Annotated in this window: 14 protein-coding genes; 5 read left to right on the forward strand and 9 right to left on the reverse strand. The window is 66.2% G+C overall.

What is annotated here, in order from left to right; genetic code table 11:
- Nucleotides 1-56: 56 nt before the first annotated feature.
- The 4 genes from radA to EZM81_RS02345 all read left to right on the forward strand — a co-directional run bounded on the left by radA (nucleotide 57) and on the right by EZM81_RS02345 (nucleotide 4504).
- Entirely contained in the window at nucleotides 57-1415 is a 1359-nt protein-coding gene (gene radA, locus EZM81_RS02330) for a DNA repair protein RadA (RefSeq protein ID WP_135449041.1), read from the forward strand.
- A gap of 34 nt (nucleotides 1416-1449) precedes the next feature.
- Nucleotides 1450-2067 carry a CvpA family protein gene (locus tag EZM81_RS02335; protein ID WP_136644631.1) on the forward strand — a complete coding sequence of 206 codons (618 nt, stop codon included), beginning with the start codon at nucleotides 1450-1452 and terminating at the stop codon, nucleotides 2065-2067.
- Nucleotides 2068-2159: 92 nt separating this feature from the next.
- On the forward strand, nucleotides 2160-3623 hold the full coding sequence (purF, locus tag EZM81_RS02340; protein ID WP_135449039.1) for an amidophosphoribosyltransferase: 1464 nt from the start codon (nucleotides 2160-2162) through the stop codon (nucleotides 3621-3623).
- 224 nt (nucleotides 3624-3847) lie between these two features.
- The gene (locus tag EZM81_RS02345; protein WP_136644632.1) at nucleotides 3848-4504 is read left to right on the forward strand and encodes an SDR family oxidoreductase; all 657 of its coding nucleotides are present in this window, start codon (nucleotides 3848-3850) and stop codon (nucleotides 4502-4504) included.
- Nucleotides 4505-4554: 50 nt separating this feature from the next.
- Here the strand turns inward: EZM81_RS02345 and EZM81_RS02350 are convergent, their stop codons facing one another.
- From EZM81_RS02350 to EZM81_RS02380, 7 genes are read right to left on the reverse strand one after another with little or no spacing between them, the layout of a single operon-like run.
- Entirely contained in the window at nucleotides 4555-5673 is a 1119-nt protein-coding gene (locus EZM81_RS02350; protein WP_135449037.1) for a cystathionine gamma-lyase, read from the reverse strand.
- 5 nt (nucleotides 5674-5678) lie between these two features.
- Nucleotides 5679-6578 carry an NAD(P)-dependent oxidoreductase gene (locus EZM81_RS02355; RefSeq protein WP_135449036.1) on the reverse strand — a complete coding sequence of 300 codons (900 nt, stop codon included), beginning with the start codon at nucleotides 6576-6578 and terminating at the stop codon, nucleotides 5679-5681.
- 52 nt (nucleotides 6579-6630) lie between these two features.
- The gene (locus tag EZM81_RS02360; RefSeq protein WP_135449035.1) at nucleotides 6631-8064 is read right to left on the reverse strand and encodes an aldehyde dehydrogenase family protein; all 1434 of its coding nucleotides are present in this window, start codon (nucleotides 8062-8064) and stop codon (nucleotides 6631-6633) included.
- A 7-nt stretch (nucleotides 8065-8071) separates the two neighbouring features.
- Nucleotides 8072-9637 carry a trimethylamine methyltransferase family protein gene (locus EZM81_RS02365; protein ID WP_136644633.1) on the reverse strand — a complete coding sequence of 522 codons (1566 nt, stop codon included), beginning with the start codon at nucleotides 9635-9637 and terminating at the stop codon, nucleotides 8072-8074.
- A complete protein-coding gene (locus EZM81_RS02370) occupies nucleotides 9634-12069 on the reverse strand; it encodes an FAD-dependent oxidoreductase (protein ID WP_136644634.1) in 2436 nt (811 codons plus the stop codon). Before EZM81_RS02370 ends, EZM81_RS02365 begins: the two co-directional genes overlap by 4 nt.
- Complete coding sequence (locus EZM81_RS02375; RefSeq protein ID WP_136644635.1) at nucleotides 12066-13103, reverse strand: zinc-binding dehydrogenase; 1038 nt, start codon at nucleotides 13101-13103, stop codon at nucleotides 12066-12068. Before EZM81_RS02375 ends, EZM81_RS02370 begins: the two co-directional genes overlap by 4 nt.
- Nucleotides 13100-15523: an FAD-dependent oxidoreductase gene (locus EZM81_RS02380; RefSeq protein WP_136644636.1), complete on the reverse strand. Its 2424-nt coding sequence runs from the start codon at nucleotides 15521-15523 to the stop codon at nucleotides 13100-13102. The genes EZM81_RS02375 and EZM81_RS02380 overlap by 4 nt, the downstream gene beginning before the upstream one ends.
- A 171-nt stretch (nucleotides 15524-15694) precedes the next feature.
- Here EZM81_RS02380 and EZM81_RS02385 point away from each other — a divergent pair, with 171 nt between their 5' ends.
- Complete coding sequence (locus tag EZM81_RS02385) at nucleotides 15695-16540, forward strand: LysR family transcriptional regulator (protein ID WP_135449030.1); 846 nt, start codon at nucleotides 15695-15697, stop codon at nucleotides 16538-16540.
- Between the two features lie 78 nt (nucleotides 16541-16618).
- Here the strand turns inward: EZM81_RS02385 and EZM81_RS02390 are convergent, their stop codons facing one another.
- Entirely contained in the window at nucleotides 16619-17305 is a 687-nt protein-coding gene (locus EZM81_RS02390) for a GntR family transcriptional regulator (RefSeq protein WP_136644637.1), read from the reverse strand.
- Complete coding sequence (locus EZM81_RS02395; RefSeq protein WP_136644638.1) at nucleotides 17302-18642, reverse strand: formimidoylglutamate deiminase; 1341 nt, start codon at nucleotides 18640-18642, stop codon at nucleotides 17302-17304. Before EZM81_RS02395 ends, EZM81_RS02390 begins: the two co-directional genes overlap by 4 nt.

Consider the following 18642-nt stretch of genomic DNA (forward strand, 5'->3'; position numbering starts at 1 on the left):
GCAAGAGGTCTTGGCGCCTGCCTTGATGCTGCCAAGGATTGCAGGCACTGTCCCCCATGATGAAACAGACTGCCACATACACCTGCACTGCCTGCGGCGCCGCCTATCGCAAGTGGGCCGGTAAATGCGACGCCTGCGGCGGATGGAACACGATTGCCGAAGAGGCGCCGCTGTCCACCGGGCCCAAGGCCCTGGGGGCCAGGGGGCGGGCCATTCCCCTGTCCGACCTTGCCACTGACGAGGCCCCCCCGCCCCGCGCCGCATCGGGAATCGGCGAACTGGACCGTGTGCTAGGCGGCGGACTGGTGCCTGCCTCGGCCATTCTCGTGGGCGGCGATCCGGGGATCGGGAAATCGACCCTGCTGTTGCAGGCGACTGCCAGCTTTGCCCGACAGGGGTTGAAGTGCCTCTACATTTCCGGCGAGGAGGCCGCCGCCCAGGTTCGGATGCGCGCCCAGCGGCTTGGCCTGGGCGATGCTGCGGTCCAGCTTGGGGCGGAAACCGCCCTGCGCGACATCCTGACCACGCTGGACACCGAACGCCCGGCGCTTGCAGTGATCGATTCGATCCAGACAATGTGGCTGGACAGCGTCGAGGCCGCGCCGGGCAGCGTATCCCAGGTCCGCGCCGCTGCGCACGAACTGGTGACCTTCGCCAAGAGACGGGGCGTCGCTGTGGTGCTGGTCGGCCATGTCACCAAAGAGGGCCAGATCGCCGGACCCCGCGTCGTCGAACACATGGTCGATACCGTCCTGTATTTCGAGGGCGAGCGGGGCCACCAGTTCCGCATCCTGCGCGCGGTGAAGAACCGCTTCGGACCGGCAGACGAGATCGGGGTCTTCGAGATGACAGGCACGGGCCTTGCCGAGGTGCCGAACCCATCGGCTCTGTTCCTGGGCAACCGCGACCAGCCGGCGCCCGGGTCGGCCGTCTTTGCAGGTATCGAGGGCACCCGCCCTGTGCTGACCGAGATCCAGGCCCTGGTCGCCCCATCCACCCTTGCAAGCCCGCGCCGCACCGTGGTGGGGCTGGACAGCGGCCGCGTCTCGACCATTCTTGCCGTGCTCGAGGCCCGCTGCGGCATTCCCTTCGCCGGGCTCGACGTGTTTCTGAACGTCGCGGGGGGGCTGCGGGTCTCTGAACCTGCCGCCGATCTCGCGGTGGCCGGCGCGCTTCTGTCGGCGCGCGAGGATGTGGCGATCCCGCCCGACATGGTGCTTTTCGGCGAAATCAGCCTTTCGGGGGCGCTGCGGCCGGTCGGGCAGACGGAAAACAGGTTGAAAGAAGCCTCGAAACTTGGTTTCTCACAGGCGACCTTGCCCTCGCAGTCCAGGATAGCCGAGGGCGAAACCATGACAATCAGGCGGATGCCGGACCTGACGGCCTTCGTGGGTGAAATGTTCGGGGCAGGATAAGCCTTCGCAAGAAACCGGGAATGGGGACTGAAGTATGGAAAACTTGACCGCGGTTGATGGTGGTGCAGCGCTCATCATCATCATCTCGTCGATCCTCGCCTTCTCGCGCGGGCTGGTGCGGGAACTGATGGCGATCCTGGGCTGGATCGGTGCCGCCATCGCCGCCTACTACTTCGCCCCCACGGTCCAGCCGCTGGTCAAGGAGCTTCCCGTTGTGGGAGAGTTCCTGTCCGACAGCTGCGAGCTTTCGGTCGTCGCAGCCTTTTCCGGCGTCTTCGTCATCGGCCTGATCGTTGCCGCACTGTTCACGCCGCTATTTTCCGGTGCGGTGCAGCGGTCGGCGCTGGGCGGCATCGACCAGGCGCTTGGCTTCCTGTTCGGTGCTGCGCGGGGTGTGCTGCTGATCGCCATCGCATTCATCGTCTATGACCGGGTACTCTCGACCAACCCGATCCCGATGATCGACGAATCGCGCACGGCGCTGGTCTTCGCCAACTTCCAGAGCAAGATCGACGAGAGCATCCCCTCGGACGCGCCGGGCTGGATCGTTGACCGCTACAACGAACTGACCAACATCTGCGCCCCCGGGGCGGCCCCGGTCACCCCAGAAGCGGCCCCGGCACAACCTGCGCCCCCGGCGACCGGGAACTGACGAGGCGTATCCCTGATAGCGTTTCAGGGCGTGACACCGGGGCGCGGCTGCCGTAAATGACCGGCAACCGCGCCTAGACAGGAGTCGGACGAATGGCCCCCTTCCGCTCGCATCCCTTTGATGACGACAAGCTGAAGGAGGAGTGCGGGATATTCGGCGTGATCGGCGTTGCCGATGCGTCTAACTTCGTCGCCCTCGGCCTGCATGCCCTGCAACATCGGGGGCAGGAAGCCGGGGGGATCGTCAGCTACCACCCCGACCATGGCTTCAACTCGGCCCGCCGCTTCGGCTATGTCCGCGACAACTTCACCAAGGCCGACGTCATGGACACCTTGCCGGGGTCGCTGGCCATCGGCCATGTGCGCTATTCCACAGCGGGCTCGAAAGGCGCGACAGCCATCCGCGACGTGCAGCCGTTCTTCGGCGAATTCTCGATGGGCGGTTGCGCCATCGCACACAACGGCAACCTGACCAACGCGGCAGCCCTGCGCCGTGAACTGATCGAGCGCGGGTCGATCTTCCAGTCCTCCTCGGACAGTGAATGCATCATCCACCTGATGGCGCGGTCGATTCAGAAGACGCTTGCCGAACGGATCAAGGATGCGCTGCGCCGGGTAGAGGGCGCGTTCAGCGTGGTCGCCATGACGCGCACCAAGTTGATCGGCGTGCGCGACCCGCTTGGCGTGCGCCCCCTGGTGCTGGGCCGGATCGGCGATAGCGGCTGGGCGCTTTCGTCCGAAACCTGCGGGCTCGACATCATCGGCGCAGAATTCGTGCGCGAGATCGAACCGGGCGAAATGGTGGTGATCGAAAACGACACTGTCCATTCCACCCGCCCCTTCGCCCCTGCCTCTCCGCGCTTCTGCATCTTCGAGAACGTCTATTTCAGCCGCCCCGACAGCATCATCGGCGGCCGTTCGGTCTATGAAACCCGCCGGCAGATCGGGGTGGAACTTGCGCGCGAGGCGCCGGTGGATGCCGATCTGGTGTGCCCGGTGCCGGATTCGGGCACGCCGGCCGCGATCGGCTTTGCCCATGAAAGCGGCATTCCCTTCGGCATGGGAATCATCCGCAACCAGTACATGGGCCGCACCTTCATCGAACCCACGGATCACATCCGCAACATGGGCGTGCGGCTGAAGCTGAACGTCAACCGCGCGCTCATCAAGGGCAAGCGGGTGATCCTGGTCGATGACAGCGTGGTGCGCGGCACGACCAGCCGCAAGATCAAGGACATGATCCTTGAGGCCGGCGCCGCCGAGGTCCATTTCCGCATCGCCTCACCCCCCACTGCCTGGCCCTGCTTCTACGGCGTGGACACGCCCGAACGGTCCAAACTCCTGGCCGCCACGATGAGCGAAGACGAGATGCGCGACTGGATCGGTGTCAACTCGCTAAAGTTCATCTCGCTCGACGGGCTTTACCGCGCTGCTGGCGAAACTGCCGGCCGCGATCCGAAAGCCCCGAAGTTCTGCGATGCCTGCTTCTCGGGCGATTACCCGATCATCCCCTCGGACAAGATCGAGGAGGGCTTCCAGATGAAAGCGGCAGAGTGAGCGGGCCTTCCCTTCCGTTCTCCATCACCGTGCCTTCCCTGTGCTGCCAACACATCGCAGCCGCAGCGCCTGAGACATGAATCGCATCCAGGGCGTGCGCAAGCGAATGAAAAGTCCGCCGTGTCCGAACCCCGGCGCCCCTTGCCCTTTCCTCTCTGCGCAAATATCCCACGGGGGTCCGGGGGTGTGAAACCCCCGGACCGACATCAGCCACAGGACCGGACATGACCCAGAAGATCGCCCTCGTCACCGGCGCCTCGCGCGGCCTCGGGTCTGCAATGGCCGAACAGCTGGCCCTGCGTGGCTGGCATGTGGTGGCGGTTGCCCGCACTGTGGGCGGCCTGGAGGATCTGGACGACAGGGTGAAGCGCGCGGGCCTGCCGGGCGCGGGCGGGCTGACCCTTGCGCCGATGGATGTGACAACCGACGATGCGATGCGCCATCTGTGCCGGTCGATCCATGACCGGTGGGGCGGGCTTGGCCTGTGGGTCCATACCGCGATTCATGCCGCGCCTCTTGCCCCGGCGGGTCACATCGACCCGAAGGACTGGGACAAGTCCATCGCAACCAACACCCGTGCCACGGGGATGCTGATCCCTATGGTTGAACCGCTGCTGCGCGCCCATCGGGGCACGGCCCTGTTCCTTGACGATCCCCAGGCAGGAAAACCCTTCTTCGGCGCCTATGGCGCGACGAAAGCTGCCCAGATTGCCCTTGCACGCAGCTGGCAGGCCGAGACGGCGAAACACGGGCCCAGGGTCATGATCCAGACACCGGCGCCCCTGCCCACCGCCACCCGTGCCCGCTTCTTCCCGGGTGAAGACCGCGCAAGGCTCGCCGACGTCCAGGCAGAAGCCGCGCGTCTGCTCGACCTGCTCTGAGACCGGGGCTCTTCCGCCCTGACGGGCGTCATCGCCCGCGAAAAGGCCCCTCAGGGCCGAAGAGCGGCCCCTAGGGCAGCATCGATCGCCGACCACAGTGCCTCGACCGGTTCGATCCCGACCGAAAGGCGGATGAAACCCTCTGCCACTGCATCGCCCCAGCGCGCCCGGCGTTCCGCTGCCGAATGCGTGGCGCCGAAGCTGGTGGACTGAGCCAGCAACGGACAGGCCGCAAGGAATCGCTCCGCCAGCCCGGCATCGGCCAGCTCGAAGCCGATCAGAAAGCCGCCATTGGCCATCTGCCCGCCCACGGCCCAATGCGACGCATCGCCAGGCAAGCCGGGATAGCGCAGCCCCTGCACGGCCGGATGCGCCGCCAGCCGCCCGGCGATCACCGCGGCCGAGGCGCACATCCGTTCCAGCCGCAGCTCCAGCGTCTCGATCCCACGGTGAACCAGAAAGGCCTCGAACGGCCCCGGAATCGCACCCGCCATGCGCCGCCAGTCGCGCACCCGAGCCATGAGCGCGAAATCACGCCCCGCCACATGGCCGAAAAGCACATCTGAATGCCCCGCCGGGGCCTTGGTATCGGCGGCGACCACCAGATCACAGCCCAGATCCAGCGGGCGCTGCAACAGCGCCGTCATCGTGGTATTGTCGGCGATCACCCTGGCGCCGGCGGCCTTTGCCCGGGCCGCCACCTCGGCAATGTCCACCACATCCAGCCCCGGGTTCGATGGCGTCTCAAGATAGACCACCGCAGCGCCAGAGAAATCGGTCGTGGCATAATCGCGGGTGGCGATCTGCACGACCTCGATTCCCAGCGGCACCAGGAAGCCGTCGGACAGGATGCGCGTGACATAGTACCCGTCAGCGGGAATCACCAGGCGGTCTCCGACCTTGAGCGTGGCGAACAGTGCAGCCGCGATGGCTGCCATGCCGGAAGGGAATCCCGCAACCTCGGCCCCTTCCAGTATCGCAAGCTGCGCCTCGACTGCATCCCAGCTGGGGTTGCCATTGCGGCCGTAGAACTGCCCGCCAGACTGCACGGTGGGTAGATGGAAGGTGGCCGAGGCGACGATTGGCGGCACGATCGGGTCGCCCTGCCCCAGCGCCGGCTTGCGATGATGCAGAAGCCGCGCAAAGCGGGCGGCGGTGTCGTCGGTCAATGCCGTCACTCCAGCCGGGCCGGGAAGCCTGGGGCGCGCAGATCGGTGTGCAGCAGATCCTCCAGCAGTTTCGCAATCATCGGCGACTGCGCATCGCCGCCATAGGCCGCCCGGGCGGCGATGTAGGTCTGATTTGTCATGCTGGCGAGGTCGAGCGGAACACCGAATTCCTTGCCGAACTCCAGCGCAAAGCCCAGATCCTTCAGTGCCAGGTCGATATTGAAGGCGATGTCGTAGCTGCCGTTCAGGATCAGCGCGCCTTCGGTCTCGTGTACAAAGGAATTGCCGGACGAGGCCTTGATCGCATGCCAGGCCTGAGCGAGGTCAAGCCCCCCTCGTCTTGCCAGCATCAGCGCCTCGGAGGTGGCCTTCAGGTGGATGAAGGCCAGCATGTTGGTGATGACCTTGATGATCGACGCGCTGCCCAAGGGGCCCATGTGGAAGATCTTGTCGCCCATCGCCTGCATCGCGCCGTGATGCAGGTCGAACAGGTCGCGGTCGCCACCGGCCAGCATGGTGATCTTGCCCTGATGTGCCAGATGAACCCCGCCAGTCACCGGCAGTTCCATCATGCGTACCCCCGCTTCGGCAGCGATGGCGGCAAGGCGCAAGACCTCGTCTCGGCCAAGGGTGGACATCTCCACCCAGCTTGCCCCGGACTTCATGTGCGGCAGGATGTTGCGCAGCACCTTTTCCGAAACGGCCGGGGATGGCAGGCAGGTGATGACATGATCAACCGCCGCCGCCAGATCCTGAGCGCTGTCGGCCAGCGTCGCGCCTGCGGCGACAAGCGGTGCGGCAAGGGCGGGATTCAGGTCGAAGACCGTGACCTTGAATCCTGCCTTCACCAGACAGCCGGCGCATGCGGCCCCGAGATTGCCAAGGCCGATATATCCGTAATGCATGATGTCCCCGATCGGATGGGGGCGGGACCGGCCCGCCCCGTAATGGCCGGTCTCAGGCCTCGCCGTAGCCGACGATGCCCTTGACCTCACAGAAGTCGTGGATGCCCCAGTCGGCATATTCGCGTCCGTTGCCGGACTGCTTGTAGCCGCCGAAGGGGGCGAAGGTGTCCCAGTCGGGATAGTTCAGGTTTACCGTTCCGGCGCGCAACTTCCGCGCCACGGGCCTTGCTTCCTCAACCGGGCCAGCGATGTAGGCGGCAAGGCCATAGACCGTGTCATTGGCCTGGGCGATGGCGTCCTCGATGCTGTCATAGGGTTGGATCGCCAGCACCGGGCCGAAGATCTCTTCCTTCGAGATGGTCATCGAATTGACCACATCGCCAAAGACCGTGGGCCGCACGAACCAGCCGCGGTTCAGGTCGGCCGGCCGGCCGAGGCCGCCCGTGACCAGCGTGGCGCCCTCGTCGATCCCGGCCTGGATCAGGCGCTGGACCTTTTCGAACTGCAGCTTCGACACCAGCGGGCCCATCTCGGTAGCCTCGTCGCGCGGATCGCCGACCTTGATCTTGTCCGCAGCCTCCTTCGCGATCTTCAGCGCCTCTGCCTGGCGGTCACGCGGCACCAGCATCCGGGTCGGTGCGTCGCAGGACTGACCGGTGTTCGACATCACCGCAGTGACGCCGGCAGAGATGGCCTCGGCCAGATCGGCCGTGGGCAGGATGATGTTGGGCGACTTGCCGCCCAGTTCCTGGGCCACGCGCTTGACGGTAGGCGCGGCCGCCGCGGCAATCGCGGTTCCGGCGCGGGTCGAGCCAGTGAAGCTGACCATGTCCACTTCGGGATGTTCAGACATCCGCGCACCGACCTCGGGCCCCGCGCCATGAACCAGGTTGAACACCCCCGGCGGTACGCCTGCATCATGGCAGACCTGCGCAAAGAGCGTGCCCGAAAGCGGCGCGATTTCCGAAGGTTTCAGCACCATGGTGCAGCCGGCAACCAGGGCCGGGGCCACCTTGCAGGCAATCTGGTTCATCGGCCAGTTCCACGGCGTGATCAGCGAACAGACACCGATGCCTTCATGGATGATCCGCGTCGTGCCGCGGTTGTATTCCCATGCGAATTCCTCGGCCGCCTTGATCGTGCTTTCGATATGCACCTGCCCGGCCCAAGCCTGGGCATTGCGCGCCCATGTGATCGGGGCGCCCATCTCGGTGGACATGACCTGGGCGAAATCCTCGTATCGTTCGTTGTAGATCTCGAGGATGCGCTTCAACAGGGCGATGCGCTCTTTCACAGGGGTGTAGGTCCAGCCGTCAAAGGCGGCGCGGGCCGCGGCGATGGCGCGGTCGGCGTCTTCGCGGTTGCCCATGGCGACTTCGCAGACGATTTCCTCGGTCGCCGGGTTTTCGACGCCCATCCGGGCCTTCGAAATGGGGTCCACCCACTGGCCATTTATATAGAATTTCAGCATGTTGGCGGGGATCATTCAGACCTCACTTGAAGTAGATGTTGAAGCGGGCGCGGATCGCGCGGTCGATCTCTGGGTCAACGCGGCAACCGGCTTTCGACAAGATATGGTTCTTCCGCGCAATGGCGGTGTCAAGCAGAAGCGGTTTGCCTGCCTCTGTCCATTCCTTGGGCGACATTCTGTTGGCCGTTTGCGGATAGATGTACTCGGTCTGCATCAGCCTCAGCGTCTGGTCCGACCCGAGGTAATGCCCGGGCCCGCCCAGACAGACCTCTTTCATCGCGTCGATGCTTGTGGTGTCAGGGGTCACGTCGATTCCCCGCACCAGCCGCATCGCCTGGCCCAGCAGGTCATCGCCCAGGATCAGGCTTTCCAGACAGAACCCCAGCAACGAGGCATGCATCCCAACCGCCTCATAGCACATGTTCAACCCCGCAAGGCCCGCCAGCGCGTTGGTGATGCCCTGCTCCCATCCGGCCTGCATGTCGGGCAGCTTCGAGTCGCTGATCCCGCTGGCTGCTCCGCCCGGAAGGCCATAGAACCGGTGCATCTGCGCGCATCCTGCCGTCAGCAGCGCCTGCTCGGCCGACCCGCCCGACATGGCGCCCGTTCTCAGATCGGAAACAAATGGCCAGGTTCCGAAGATTGCCGGCGCACCGGGCTTGATGGCGTTCACATAGACCACGCCCGCCAGGCATTCGGCCACCGCCTGCACGATGGCCAGCGCGATCGGCGCAGGTGCGGTGGCTCCGGCCTGCCCGGCCGACAGTAGCAGCATCGGCATACCCCGCCGGACACAATCTTCCATCGTGATGCAGGATTCCTCGGCGAATTTCATCGGCGGCACGACGAAGCAGTTGGAATTGCTGACAAAGGGGCGTTCAAGCCACTTCTCCTCGCCGCCCGCGACCATGTGGATCATCTCGAAACAATCGGCGACGTGCGAGGGGTCGGAAAAACTGGTGCCCACATGCTTCACGGTGCCGGCCAGGCAGGCGTAAAGCGTATTCAGATCCATCTCTCGGTTATCTGCCACATCGCGGCAGACCATGGTGCGCTGGTAGAAGTGGATGTTGTCCAGGTTGTCCACCAGCCGCGCCGCATCATAAAGATCCTGCGCGGTGCTGTCCCGATACTCCAGCGTCACCGGATCGACGACATGCACCGCCGCACCTGCCGTGCCGTAATGCACGTTGCTGCCGGAAAGGTGCAGGTCGTGCCTCGGGTCTCGGGCGTAAAGCGTTATGTCGCGTGCCGCAATGGCCAGCATGTCCTCGACGAGGGCGCGGGGAAAGCGGATACGGCCATCCTCGCCCAGTATAGCGCCGGCTTCGGTCAGGATCTTCACGCCCGAGGCGGGGGCCTGACTGAGGCCGATCTGTTCCAGCGCATCCAGTGCCGCAGCGTGAATCTGCTGAACGCCCGCATCGGTCAGGGGCTTGTATTGCCCCCCGGGAAGGCCGGCACGTACGGGACGGATGTCCTCGGCCAGCGGCGCGGACCGCAGCGCCACGCGGGCCTGTCGGCCCCCGGCGCGGCGGGCGCGGGCCGGTTCGCAGGTCTCGCCCGGAAGGTCGGAGAGCTCGGTCATGCCTTTATCCTTTCAGAGTTCGGATCGTGCATCGGGACAAGCGAGGCGATGGCCTCGTGCCGCCGGCCTGCCACCTCGATTTCATAGCGCGACGACAGGATGTCGTCGTCGGTCTGGCCCTTGGCGGGCACATAGCCCATGCCGATGGCCCCGCCGAGGAAGTGGCCATAGTTGCCGCTGGTCACGGGTCCGACGATCCTGCCGTCGCGGACTATGGCCTCGTTATGGAACAGCAGGGGTTCGGGATCCTTCAGCCGGAACTGGACCATGCGCCGGTCAAGGCCCTGCTGTTCCTTGCGCAGGACCGCCTCGCGCCCGATGAAGGCGGGCTTCTTCCGACTGACGGTGAAGCCGAGGCCGGCTTCCAGGACATGATCCTCGTCGGTGATGTCGTGACCCCAGTGGCGGTAGGCCTTCTCGATCCGGCAGGAGTCGAGCGTGTGAAGGCCGCACAGCTTCAGCTCGGGCGCGGCCTCCATCAGGGTCTCGAAGACATGGGCGGTCTGGTCGGTCGGTATGTACAGCTCCCACCCCAGCTCTCCGACATATGTGACGCGGTGGGCGCGGGCGAGGCCCATGCCGATCTCGATTTCCTTTGCCATACCAAACGGATGCGCGGCATTACCGAAGTCGTTCGGAGAAACTCTGGACAGAACCTCCCGCGACTTCGGCCCCATCAGGCACAGGACGGATTCGGCTGCCGTGACATCGGTGATCACGGCGAAATCCTCGCCCACGCGGGCGCGCATCCAGGCGAGGTTGCGTTGCAGCGTGGCGCCCGGGACAACGGCAAGGAAGGCGGTCTCGGAAAGGCGGGTCACGGTAAGATCAGCCTCTATCCCCCCGCGATCATTGAGGAACATAGTATAGACGATGCGGCCTTCGGGCACATCCACCTGCGCCGAACAGATGCGGTTCAGGAAGCGGCAGGCATCGCGCCCTTCCACGCGGATCTTGCCGAAGCTGGTCATGTCGAACAGGCCCGCACCGGTGCGCACGGCCATATGTTCGGCGCGCTGGTTGTCGAACCAGTTCTGTCGCTTCCAGGAATAGCGGTATTCCCGCTCCTGCCCCGGGTTGGCGAACCAGTTGGCACGTTCCCAGCCGGCGACCTCGCCGAAGACCGCACCGCGCGCCTTCAGATGTTCGTGAATCGGGCTGCGCCGGACACCGCGAGCAGTGGCCATCTGCCGGTAGGGGAAATGGTCGGCGTAAAGCAGCCCAAGGGTTTCGCTGACCCTTTCCTTCAGATAGCGGCGGTTCTTCTGGAAGGGCTGGGCGCGGCGGATGTCAACTTCCCACAGGTCGAAGGGCGGCTCGCCTTCGGTGATCCAGTGCGCCAGCGCCTGACCGGCCCCGCCCGAACTGACGATCCCGATGGAATTGTATCCGGCGGCGATCCAGTAACCCTTCAGTTCCGGTGCCTCGCCCAGGTAGTAGCGGTCGTCGGGGGTGAAACTTTCGGGGCCGTTGAAGAAGGTGTGGATTCCTGCGGTCTGGAACAGCGGCATCCGGTGCGTCGCCATTTCCAGGATGGGCATGAAATGCTCCCAGTCCTCGGGCAGGGTGTCGAACTCGAAATCGGGCCGGATGCCGTCCATCCCCCAGGGCTTGGCCTTGGGCTCGAAGGCGCCCAGCATCATCTTGCCGGCATCCTGCTTGTAGTAGGCGCATTCGTCCGGCACCCTGAGAACGGGCAGTTCGCCCAGGCCCTCGATCGGTTCGGTGACCAGGTAGAAGTGTTCGCAGGCATGCAACGGCAGGGTGACACCGTTCTGCGCTGCAAGGTCGCGCCCCCACATCCCGCCACAGTTCACGACGATGTCGGCCTCGATATGGCCCGGTCCCTCGGCCGTTTCGTAATCCACCCCGGTGACGCGGCCATTGGCGGTGGTCACGCGCGAAACCCGCGTCATCTCGAAAATCTGGGCCCCCCGCATCCGGGCGCCCTTGGCCAGGGCCATGGCGATGTTGGCCGGGTCGCACTGGCCGTCCAGCGGCAGGGCGACGGCCCCGACAACGCCCTCGATGTTCAGATGCGGATAGCGCGACTTCACCTCTGATGGCGAAATTTCGTGCACCTCGACATCGAAGATTCGCGCCACCGTTGCCTGCCGCAGCAGTTCCTCATGCCGTTCGGCCGTCAGCGCCACCGAAATGGACCCCACCTGCCGCATTCCCGTGGCGACCCCGGTCTCGGCCTCGAGCCCGCGGTAGAGATCGGCAGAATATTTCGCCAGTCGGGTCATGTTGGCGCTGCCGCGCAACTGCCCGATCAGCCCCGCCGCGTGCCAGGTCGTGCCGCTGGTCAGCTTGCGCCTTTCCAGCAGAACCACATCGGTCCAGCCCGCCTTGGCCAGATGATAGGCCACCGAACAGCCGGAAACGCCACCACCGATGACAACGGCGCGCGCTTTCGAGGGGACGCTCATGGAAGTGCCTCCGAAGGAACAAGGACAAGTTTGCCGGGATAGCGCCCCGTCGCCAGATCGGCCTGCGCCTGGGCGATGTCGCGCAAGGGGTAGGTCTTCGAGACGATCGGCCGGAGCCCGCCAGAGTTGATGATGGAAACAAGACGCGCGAAGACCTCGCGCGGCTGGTGGGTGGCGCCGAAAAGCGTGAGGTCGTTCAGGTAGACGCTGCGCAGATCCCCGCTGACCAGGGGTCCGCCGACCGCGCCAGAAGTGGCATAACGGCCCCCGGGTCGCAAAGCATCAAGGCGCGCCTGGAAACCGTCGCCGCCGACGACATCGACCACAACATCGAAAGCCCGCGCCGGCGGCTTTGCCTCGCGCGGCAGGATGGCCGCCCCAAGCGCACGCAGCGGTGCCGATTTCGCCGGACTGCACTGCGCCGTGACTTCGGCCCCGCGCAGCAGCGCCAGTTGCACCGCAGCCAGCCCCACCCCGCCCGAAGCGCCAGTGACCAGTACGCGTTCGCCCCTGGCAACTTCGGCGCGGGACAGAAGGTTTTCCGCCGTGCCATAGGCGCAGGGCATGGCGCCGATCTCGATGTCTGTCAGGGGTGAGGCCGAGACATCATGCAGATGGCGCGCCTTCACCAGGCAATAGTCGGCGAAGGCCCCGTCGAATTCTGATCCGATGGACGCAAAGTTGATCGGGTTTTCGCGGGTCGGCTCGTGCTGGTTCGTCGGGCAGACGACGCGGGCGCCAAGCGAAAGCCCCTCGACACCTGGCCCAAGCGCCACGATCCGCCCGCAGAGGTCTGAACCCTGGATGCGTGGAAAGACCAGTTCGCCCGCCCAGCCCGACTTGCGATCCCCACTGCCGTACCAGCCAAGCCGGGTGTTGATGTCGGTCATGTTGACACCGGCCGCCAGAACCCTGACCAGCACCTCGCCAGGGCCTGGCCGGGGCACCGGCAGGTCATCGCGCCACACAAGCATTTCCGGCCCGCCGTGACCAACGAGCTGCACAGCCGACATCGTGGCCGGAACCCCGTTCATGCCCGGATACGCTCGTTCTTGGCGTCCCAGGCCGGGCCGTCGGGCAGAACGGTCGCCTTCACCCTGTCGCCGAAGATCTCGACCTCGACCTCGGTCCCCGGCACTGCCAGATCTGCCCGGAGCATTCCAAGCGCCATCGAATGCCCAACCCGATAGCCCCAGGCGCCCGAGGTCGTCTCGCCAACAACCTGCCCCTGATGCCAGAGGGTGGACATGTAGGGCGCGTCGCATTCGCCGGCCTCGACCTTCAGGCTGACAAAGCGCTTCCTGACCCCCCGCTGCTTCTCGGCCAGCAGGGCCGCCTTGCCGGGGAAGTCGTGGTTCCAGTCGATGAACCGGTCAAGCCCGCCTTCCAGCAGGGAATAGTCGGTCGAAAGATCGCCCTTCCAGGCGCGATAGCCCTTTTCGATGCGAAGGCTGTTCAGTGCCTTCATCCCGAAGGGTTTCGCACCGCCAGCCAGCAGCGCATCAAAGATCGCGGGGGCATCAGCGCGGTCGCAGTGGATCTCCCAGCCAAGTTCCCCAGCGAAGGAGACGCGCACCAGCGCCACGTCCTTTCCTGCAACCTTCGCCTCCTGCACCGACAGCCAGGGCAGTGTCAGATCGCCCTCGCTGATTGAGGCCAGCAGGTCGCGCGACTTCGGGCCGGTGACGATGAAGCAATGCACGCGGTCCGACCAGTCCTGCAACTCCACACCCTCGGGCAGGCCCTTGCGCAGAAGGTCGGCATCGTGGGACTGCGCCACTGCGGCAGTAATCAGCCCCACATCCTCGTCGCTGGCCGGAATGCAGGTCATCTCGGTCACGATGCGCCCGCGGTCATCGGCGAAGTAGATCAGCCCGATCCTCCCCGGCTGGGGCAGTCTGGATGCCGTCAGCCGCGCCAGATGCGCCCGCGCGCCGGGGCCAACAAGCCTGAGCCGGGTAAAGCCCGGCAGGTCGAGCACGCCGACCCCGTCACGCACCGCCTCGCATTCAGCGCGGATGCGCGGCTCCCACGGGCCTGCGCGGCCCCAGGTCTGGGTCGCCTCCCAGCTCGTGTCGTCGCCGGGGGCCGCGAACCATTCGGCGCGCTCCCAGCCGTTGTAGGGCGCGAACTGGGCGCCGAGCGCCTTGAGCCGGTCATGAACCGGCGAAAGCTTGCGGTCGGGCGCGGCGGGCCAGCGGGCCATCGGGAAATGCATGGCATATTCGTGGCCATAGACCTCCATGCCCTTCTGCACGCAGTAGTCGTGATCCTCCCAGCCGGTGAAGCGGCGCGGGTCGCAGGACCACATGTCCCATTCGGTGCCGCCTTCGGTCACCCATTCCGCCAGCACCTTGCCCGCTCCGCCCGCCTGGCAGATGCCGAATGTGAAGACGCAGGCCTCGAAGGCGTTCGGCACGCCCGGCATGGGCCCGATCAGCGGGTTGCCGTCCGGCGTATAGGGGATCGGGCCGTTGATGACCTTCTGCAGCGCCGCCTTCTGCAACAGCGGCACCCGCGCCATGGCATCGTTGATGTGCCATTCCAGCCGCTCCAGATCGTCGGGGAAAAGCTGGAAAGAAAAGTCCTCGGGCATCGGGTCGTCGGGCGTGGCCCAATGCGCGCGGCAGGGGTTCTCGTAGGGGCCGAGGTTGAAGCCCATCTTCTCTTGCCGCAGGTAGTAGGAGGAGTCCACGTCGCGCAGGAGAGGCAGCTTGTGGCCCACTTCCTTCGTCCAGGCCTCCAGTTCCGGGATGGTATCGAACAGCAGATACTGGTGGCTCATCACCATCATCGGCACGCGGCGGCCGAACATCGCCCCCACCTGGGCCGCATAGTAGCCCCCCGCGTTCACCACGTATTCCGCGCGGACCTCGCCCTTGGGGGTGGACAGGATCCAGGCGCTGCCGGTCCACTTCGCCGCCGTCACTGGGCAGAACCGTTCCACCCGCGCGCCCATCTGCCGGGCCCCCGCCGCGAGGGCCTGGGTCAGCTGCGCGGGGTCGATGTCGCCGTCATAGGGGTCATACAGCGCCCCGGTCAGATCGTGCGTCTCGACGAAGGGATATTTCCACCGGATTTCCTCGGGCGACAGGATGTCAAGATCCATCCCCTGATAGCGGCCCATGCCGACGACGCGGCGGAACTCCTGCAGCCGTTCCTTCGAGTGGCCCAGGCGCACCGACCCGGTCACATGGTAGTTCATCGGATAGTTCACCGCCTCGCCGAGGCCCCGGTAAAGGCCCGCCGAATAACGCTGCATGTTCATAATCGACCAGCTGGCCGAAAAGGTCGGCACGTTGCCCGCCGCATGCCAGGTCGATCCGGCGGTCAGCTCGTTCTTCTCCAACAGGATGCAGTCCGTCCAGCCCGCCTTGGCCAGATGATACAGTGCCGAGGCCCCGACCGCCCCGCCCCCGATGATCGCCACCCGTGCAGATGCAAATTCCGCCATCGCCGCCTCCCCTTTGCGGCGCCACTATCCGCCGCAAATCGCCCGCTTTCAATTCGGTCGGAACCAGGCTATTGATCGGGAAAATCGATCAATACCTCTTCCTGCATTCCAAGACTCTCTGGGGGCTCGGGGGGGCGAAGCGCCCCCGGGGGCAGGCACAGGGCAAAACCGATGCAGATCGACCTTCTCGACACCTTCCTCGACCTTGCCGAAACCCGCAGTTTCCACCGCACGGCGGAACGGCTGCGGATCACGCAATCCACCGTCTCGGCCCGGGTCGCGGCGCTGGAACAGGCGGTGGGCTCGCGGCTTTTCGACCGGTCGCGCGCGGGCACGGACCTCACGCCCGAGGGCAAGCGCTTTGAGCCGCATGCCCGCGCCCTGCGCCATGAATGGAACGAGGCGCAGCGGCGGATCAAGATCCCGCAGGGCGCGCAGCATCTGTTGCGGCTGGGCATCCAGAACGACCTGGCGGCGGTCTATCTGGGCGACTGGGTGGCCGAGTTCCGCGCGGCCTTCCCCGAGACTGCCTTCTACATCGAGCCCGACTACTCCAACCAGATGTGCGCCGACCTGCTGACCGGCATTCTCGACTTTGCGGTGATGTTCTCACCCAAGCCGCATCCCGACCTGCATTTCGACAGCGTGGGCGAGGTGACCTACCGCATGATCTCGACCGAAACCCCGCGGCTGGCCGAGGTCAGGTCCGACCGCTTCGTCTTTGCCCACTTCTCGCCCGCCTTCGAGGAGATGCACCGCCAGACCACGCCGGACCTGGCGGGGGCGCCTGTCTCGGTCGGGCAGTCGGGGTCGGTCGTCTCGCTGCTGACGGCGATGGGCGGATCGGGCTATGTGCTGGCCAAGACGGCGTCGGATCTGATAGCGGGCGGCCGGTTCATGGCCGTCAAGGACGCGCCCGACCTGCGCCAGCCGGTCTTTGCCGCGATTCACATACGCCATCGCACCCTGCCCCTGCATCGCCGGCTGACCCAGCTGGTCGCCCGGCATTTCCGCTGAACCGGCTCGGTGCGCACTTGCGGGCCCTCGCCCAAGGCACCGGCAAAGACCGACCGCAGGGAAGTCATGAACGGCGGGTCAGAAGGTCATCTGCACCCGATGCCCCGGCGCGTGGGCCAGCCGCACCAGCGTCACCGGTCCCGTGGTGCCGTGCGTGGTCCGTTCGGCCACCAACAGCGGCGTGCCGGGCGCCACGCCCATCACCTCGGCCTCGCGTGGGGTTGCCGGTTCCGCAGTGAAGGCAATGTCGCCAGAAACCAGGCTGACGTGCGTGACCAGCCATTCGTTCGCGCTGACTGCGGCAAAATCGGGCGGGGGCGCAGGCAGAATGGCCGGGTTCAGCCATCGCGTCTCAAGCACGAAGGGGCGTCCCCCGGCAAGGTGCAGCGTCTCGAGATACCGCATTGCCGTGCCTTCGGGCAGGCCGAGCCGGGCGGTAACAGGGATGGGTGCGCGTTCCACGCGGTCGGCAAGCAGCTTGAAATCATAGGTCAGCCCCCGGCCCAGAACATCCAGCCGGATCACCGGAATTTCCAGGCGGGCGCGCCGCACCGGCAATTCCGCAACCCGTGTCCCGGCCCGCTTCTTGCGCTCTATCACCCCCGCCTCGGCCAGATCGCGCATTGCGCGGTTCACCGTGGCACGGGCGACACCGAACTCCTCGGCCAGCGCCTCCTCTCCCGGAATCAGGGCGCCAGGCGGCCATTCGCGCGCGCGTATGCGGCGCAGCACCTCGGCCCGGATCTCCTCCCAGCCCAGCGTCACAGCGCGTCCCTCAGGCGGCGCATGGTGGCGCGGAAACGCTGGGCCACGGCCTCGCGGGCGATGTGGTGCCCGCCCCGCACGACATGTCGTCCGGCGGACCAGAGGTCCGTGACCAGCCCGTCGCGCCCGGCGAAGATCACGGCATCCAGGAGCCGGTCGCCTTCCAGCCCCTCGAGCCGCAGATCGCCGGTGTCCAGCGCCACCAGATCGGCCCATTCGCCCACCGCGATCACGCCGCGCCCGCGCCCCGCCGCCTGCGCGCCGCCCCGCGCGGCCTGCTCCCAGAGAAGCCGCCCGGTGGAACGCTCATCGGCCATCACCGCCCGCGCCCTGTGGCCAAGCCTCTGGGAATATTCCAGAAGCCGCAACTCCTCGGCCAGCGAGATGCGGACGTTGCTGTCGCTGCCCACCCCGAAGATCCCGCACGCCGCAAGCCAGCCCGGGCCGTCGAAGATGCCGTCGCCCAGGTTCGCCTCGGTAATCGGGCACAGCCCCGTGACCGCCCCGGTGCGGGCCAGCGCGGCGGTCTCGGCGGGCGTCATCTGGGTGGCATGGATCATGCACCAGCGGGCATCGAGGGGCAGGTTCGCGCAGGCCCATTCCACCGGGCGCGCGCCCCAGGCGGTGCGGACCTCCTCGACCTCGGCCACCTGTTCGGCGATGTGCATGTGGATGGGGCCCTGCGTCATCCCGGCCACGCGGGCCAGCGTCTCGCGGCGGACCGCGCGCAGCGAATGGGGCGCGACGCCCAGCACCACGTCAGGCAGGTCGGAGAGCGCCCGCCCCGCCCCTTCCAGCAGCGCCGCAAAGACCTCGGGCGAGGAGCCGAAGCGCAGCTGCCCGCCCGAGAGCGCCCGCCCGTCCACCCCGCCCTGTTCGTAGATGACCGGCAGATGCGTCAGGCCAAGCCCGGTTTCCCGCGCCGCCTCGGCGATGCGGGCGGACATCTCGGCCGGGTCGGCATGGGTGCCGCCCCCGACCGGATGGTGCAGGTAGTGGAATTCGCAGACCGCCGAAAACCCGGCCTCGGCCATCTCGACCATAGCCTGCGCGGCGATGGCCTGCACGTCCTCGGGGGAAAGCCGGTCAAGAAAGCGATACATCAGCGCGCGCCAGGTCCAGAAACTGTCCTGCCCGGCGGTACGGCCTTCGGTCAGCCCGGCCATGGCACGCTGGAAGGTGTGCGAATGCAGGTTCACCGGAGCGGGCAGCAGGACACCGTGCCCCTGCCCCGGCACCCCGGCCGTCACCTCGGCAATGCGCCCCCCCTCCACGCGGATGCGGACATGCCGCGCCCAACCGTCGGGCAACAGGGCAGAGGTTGCGTGAAGGATCAT

The organism is Tabrizicola sp. YIM 78059, assembly GCF_004959785.1.
Classification (GTDB): domain Bacteria; phylum Pseudomonadota; class Alphaproteobacteria; order Rhodobacterales; family Rhodobacteraceae; genus Tabrizicola; species Tabrizicola caldifontis.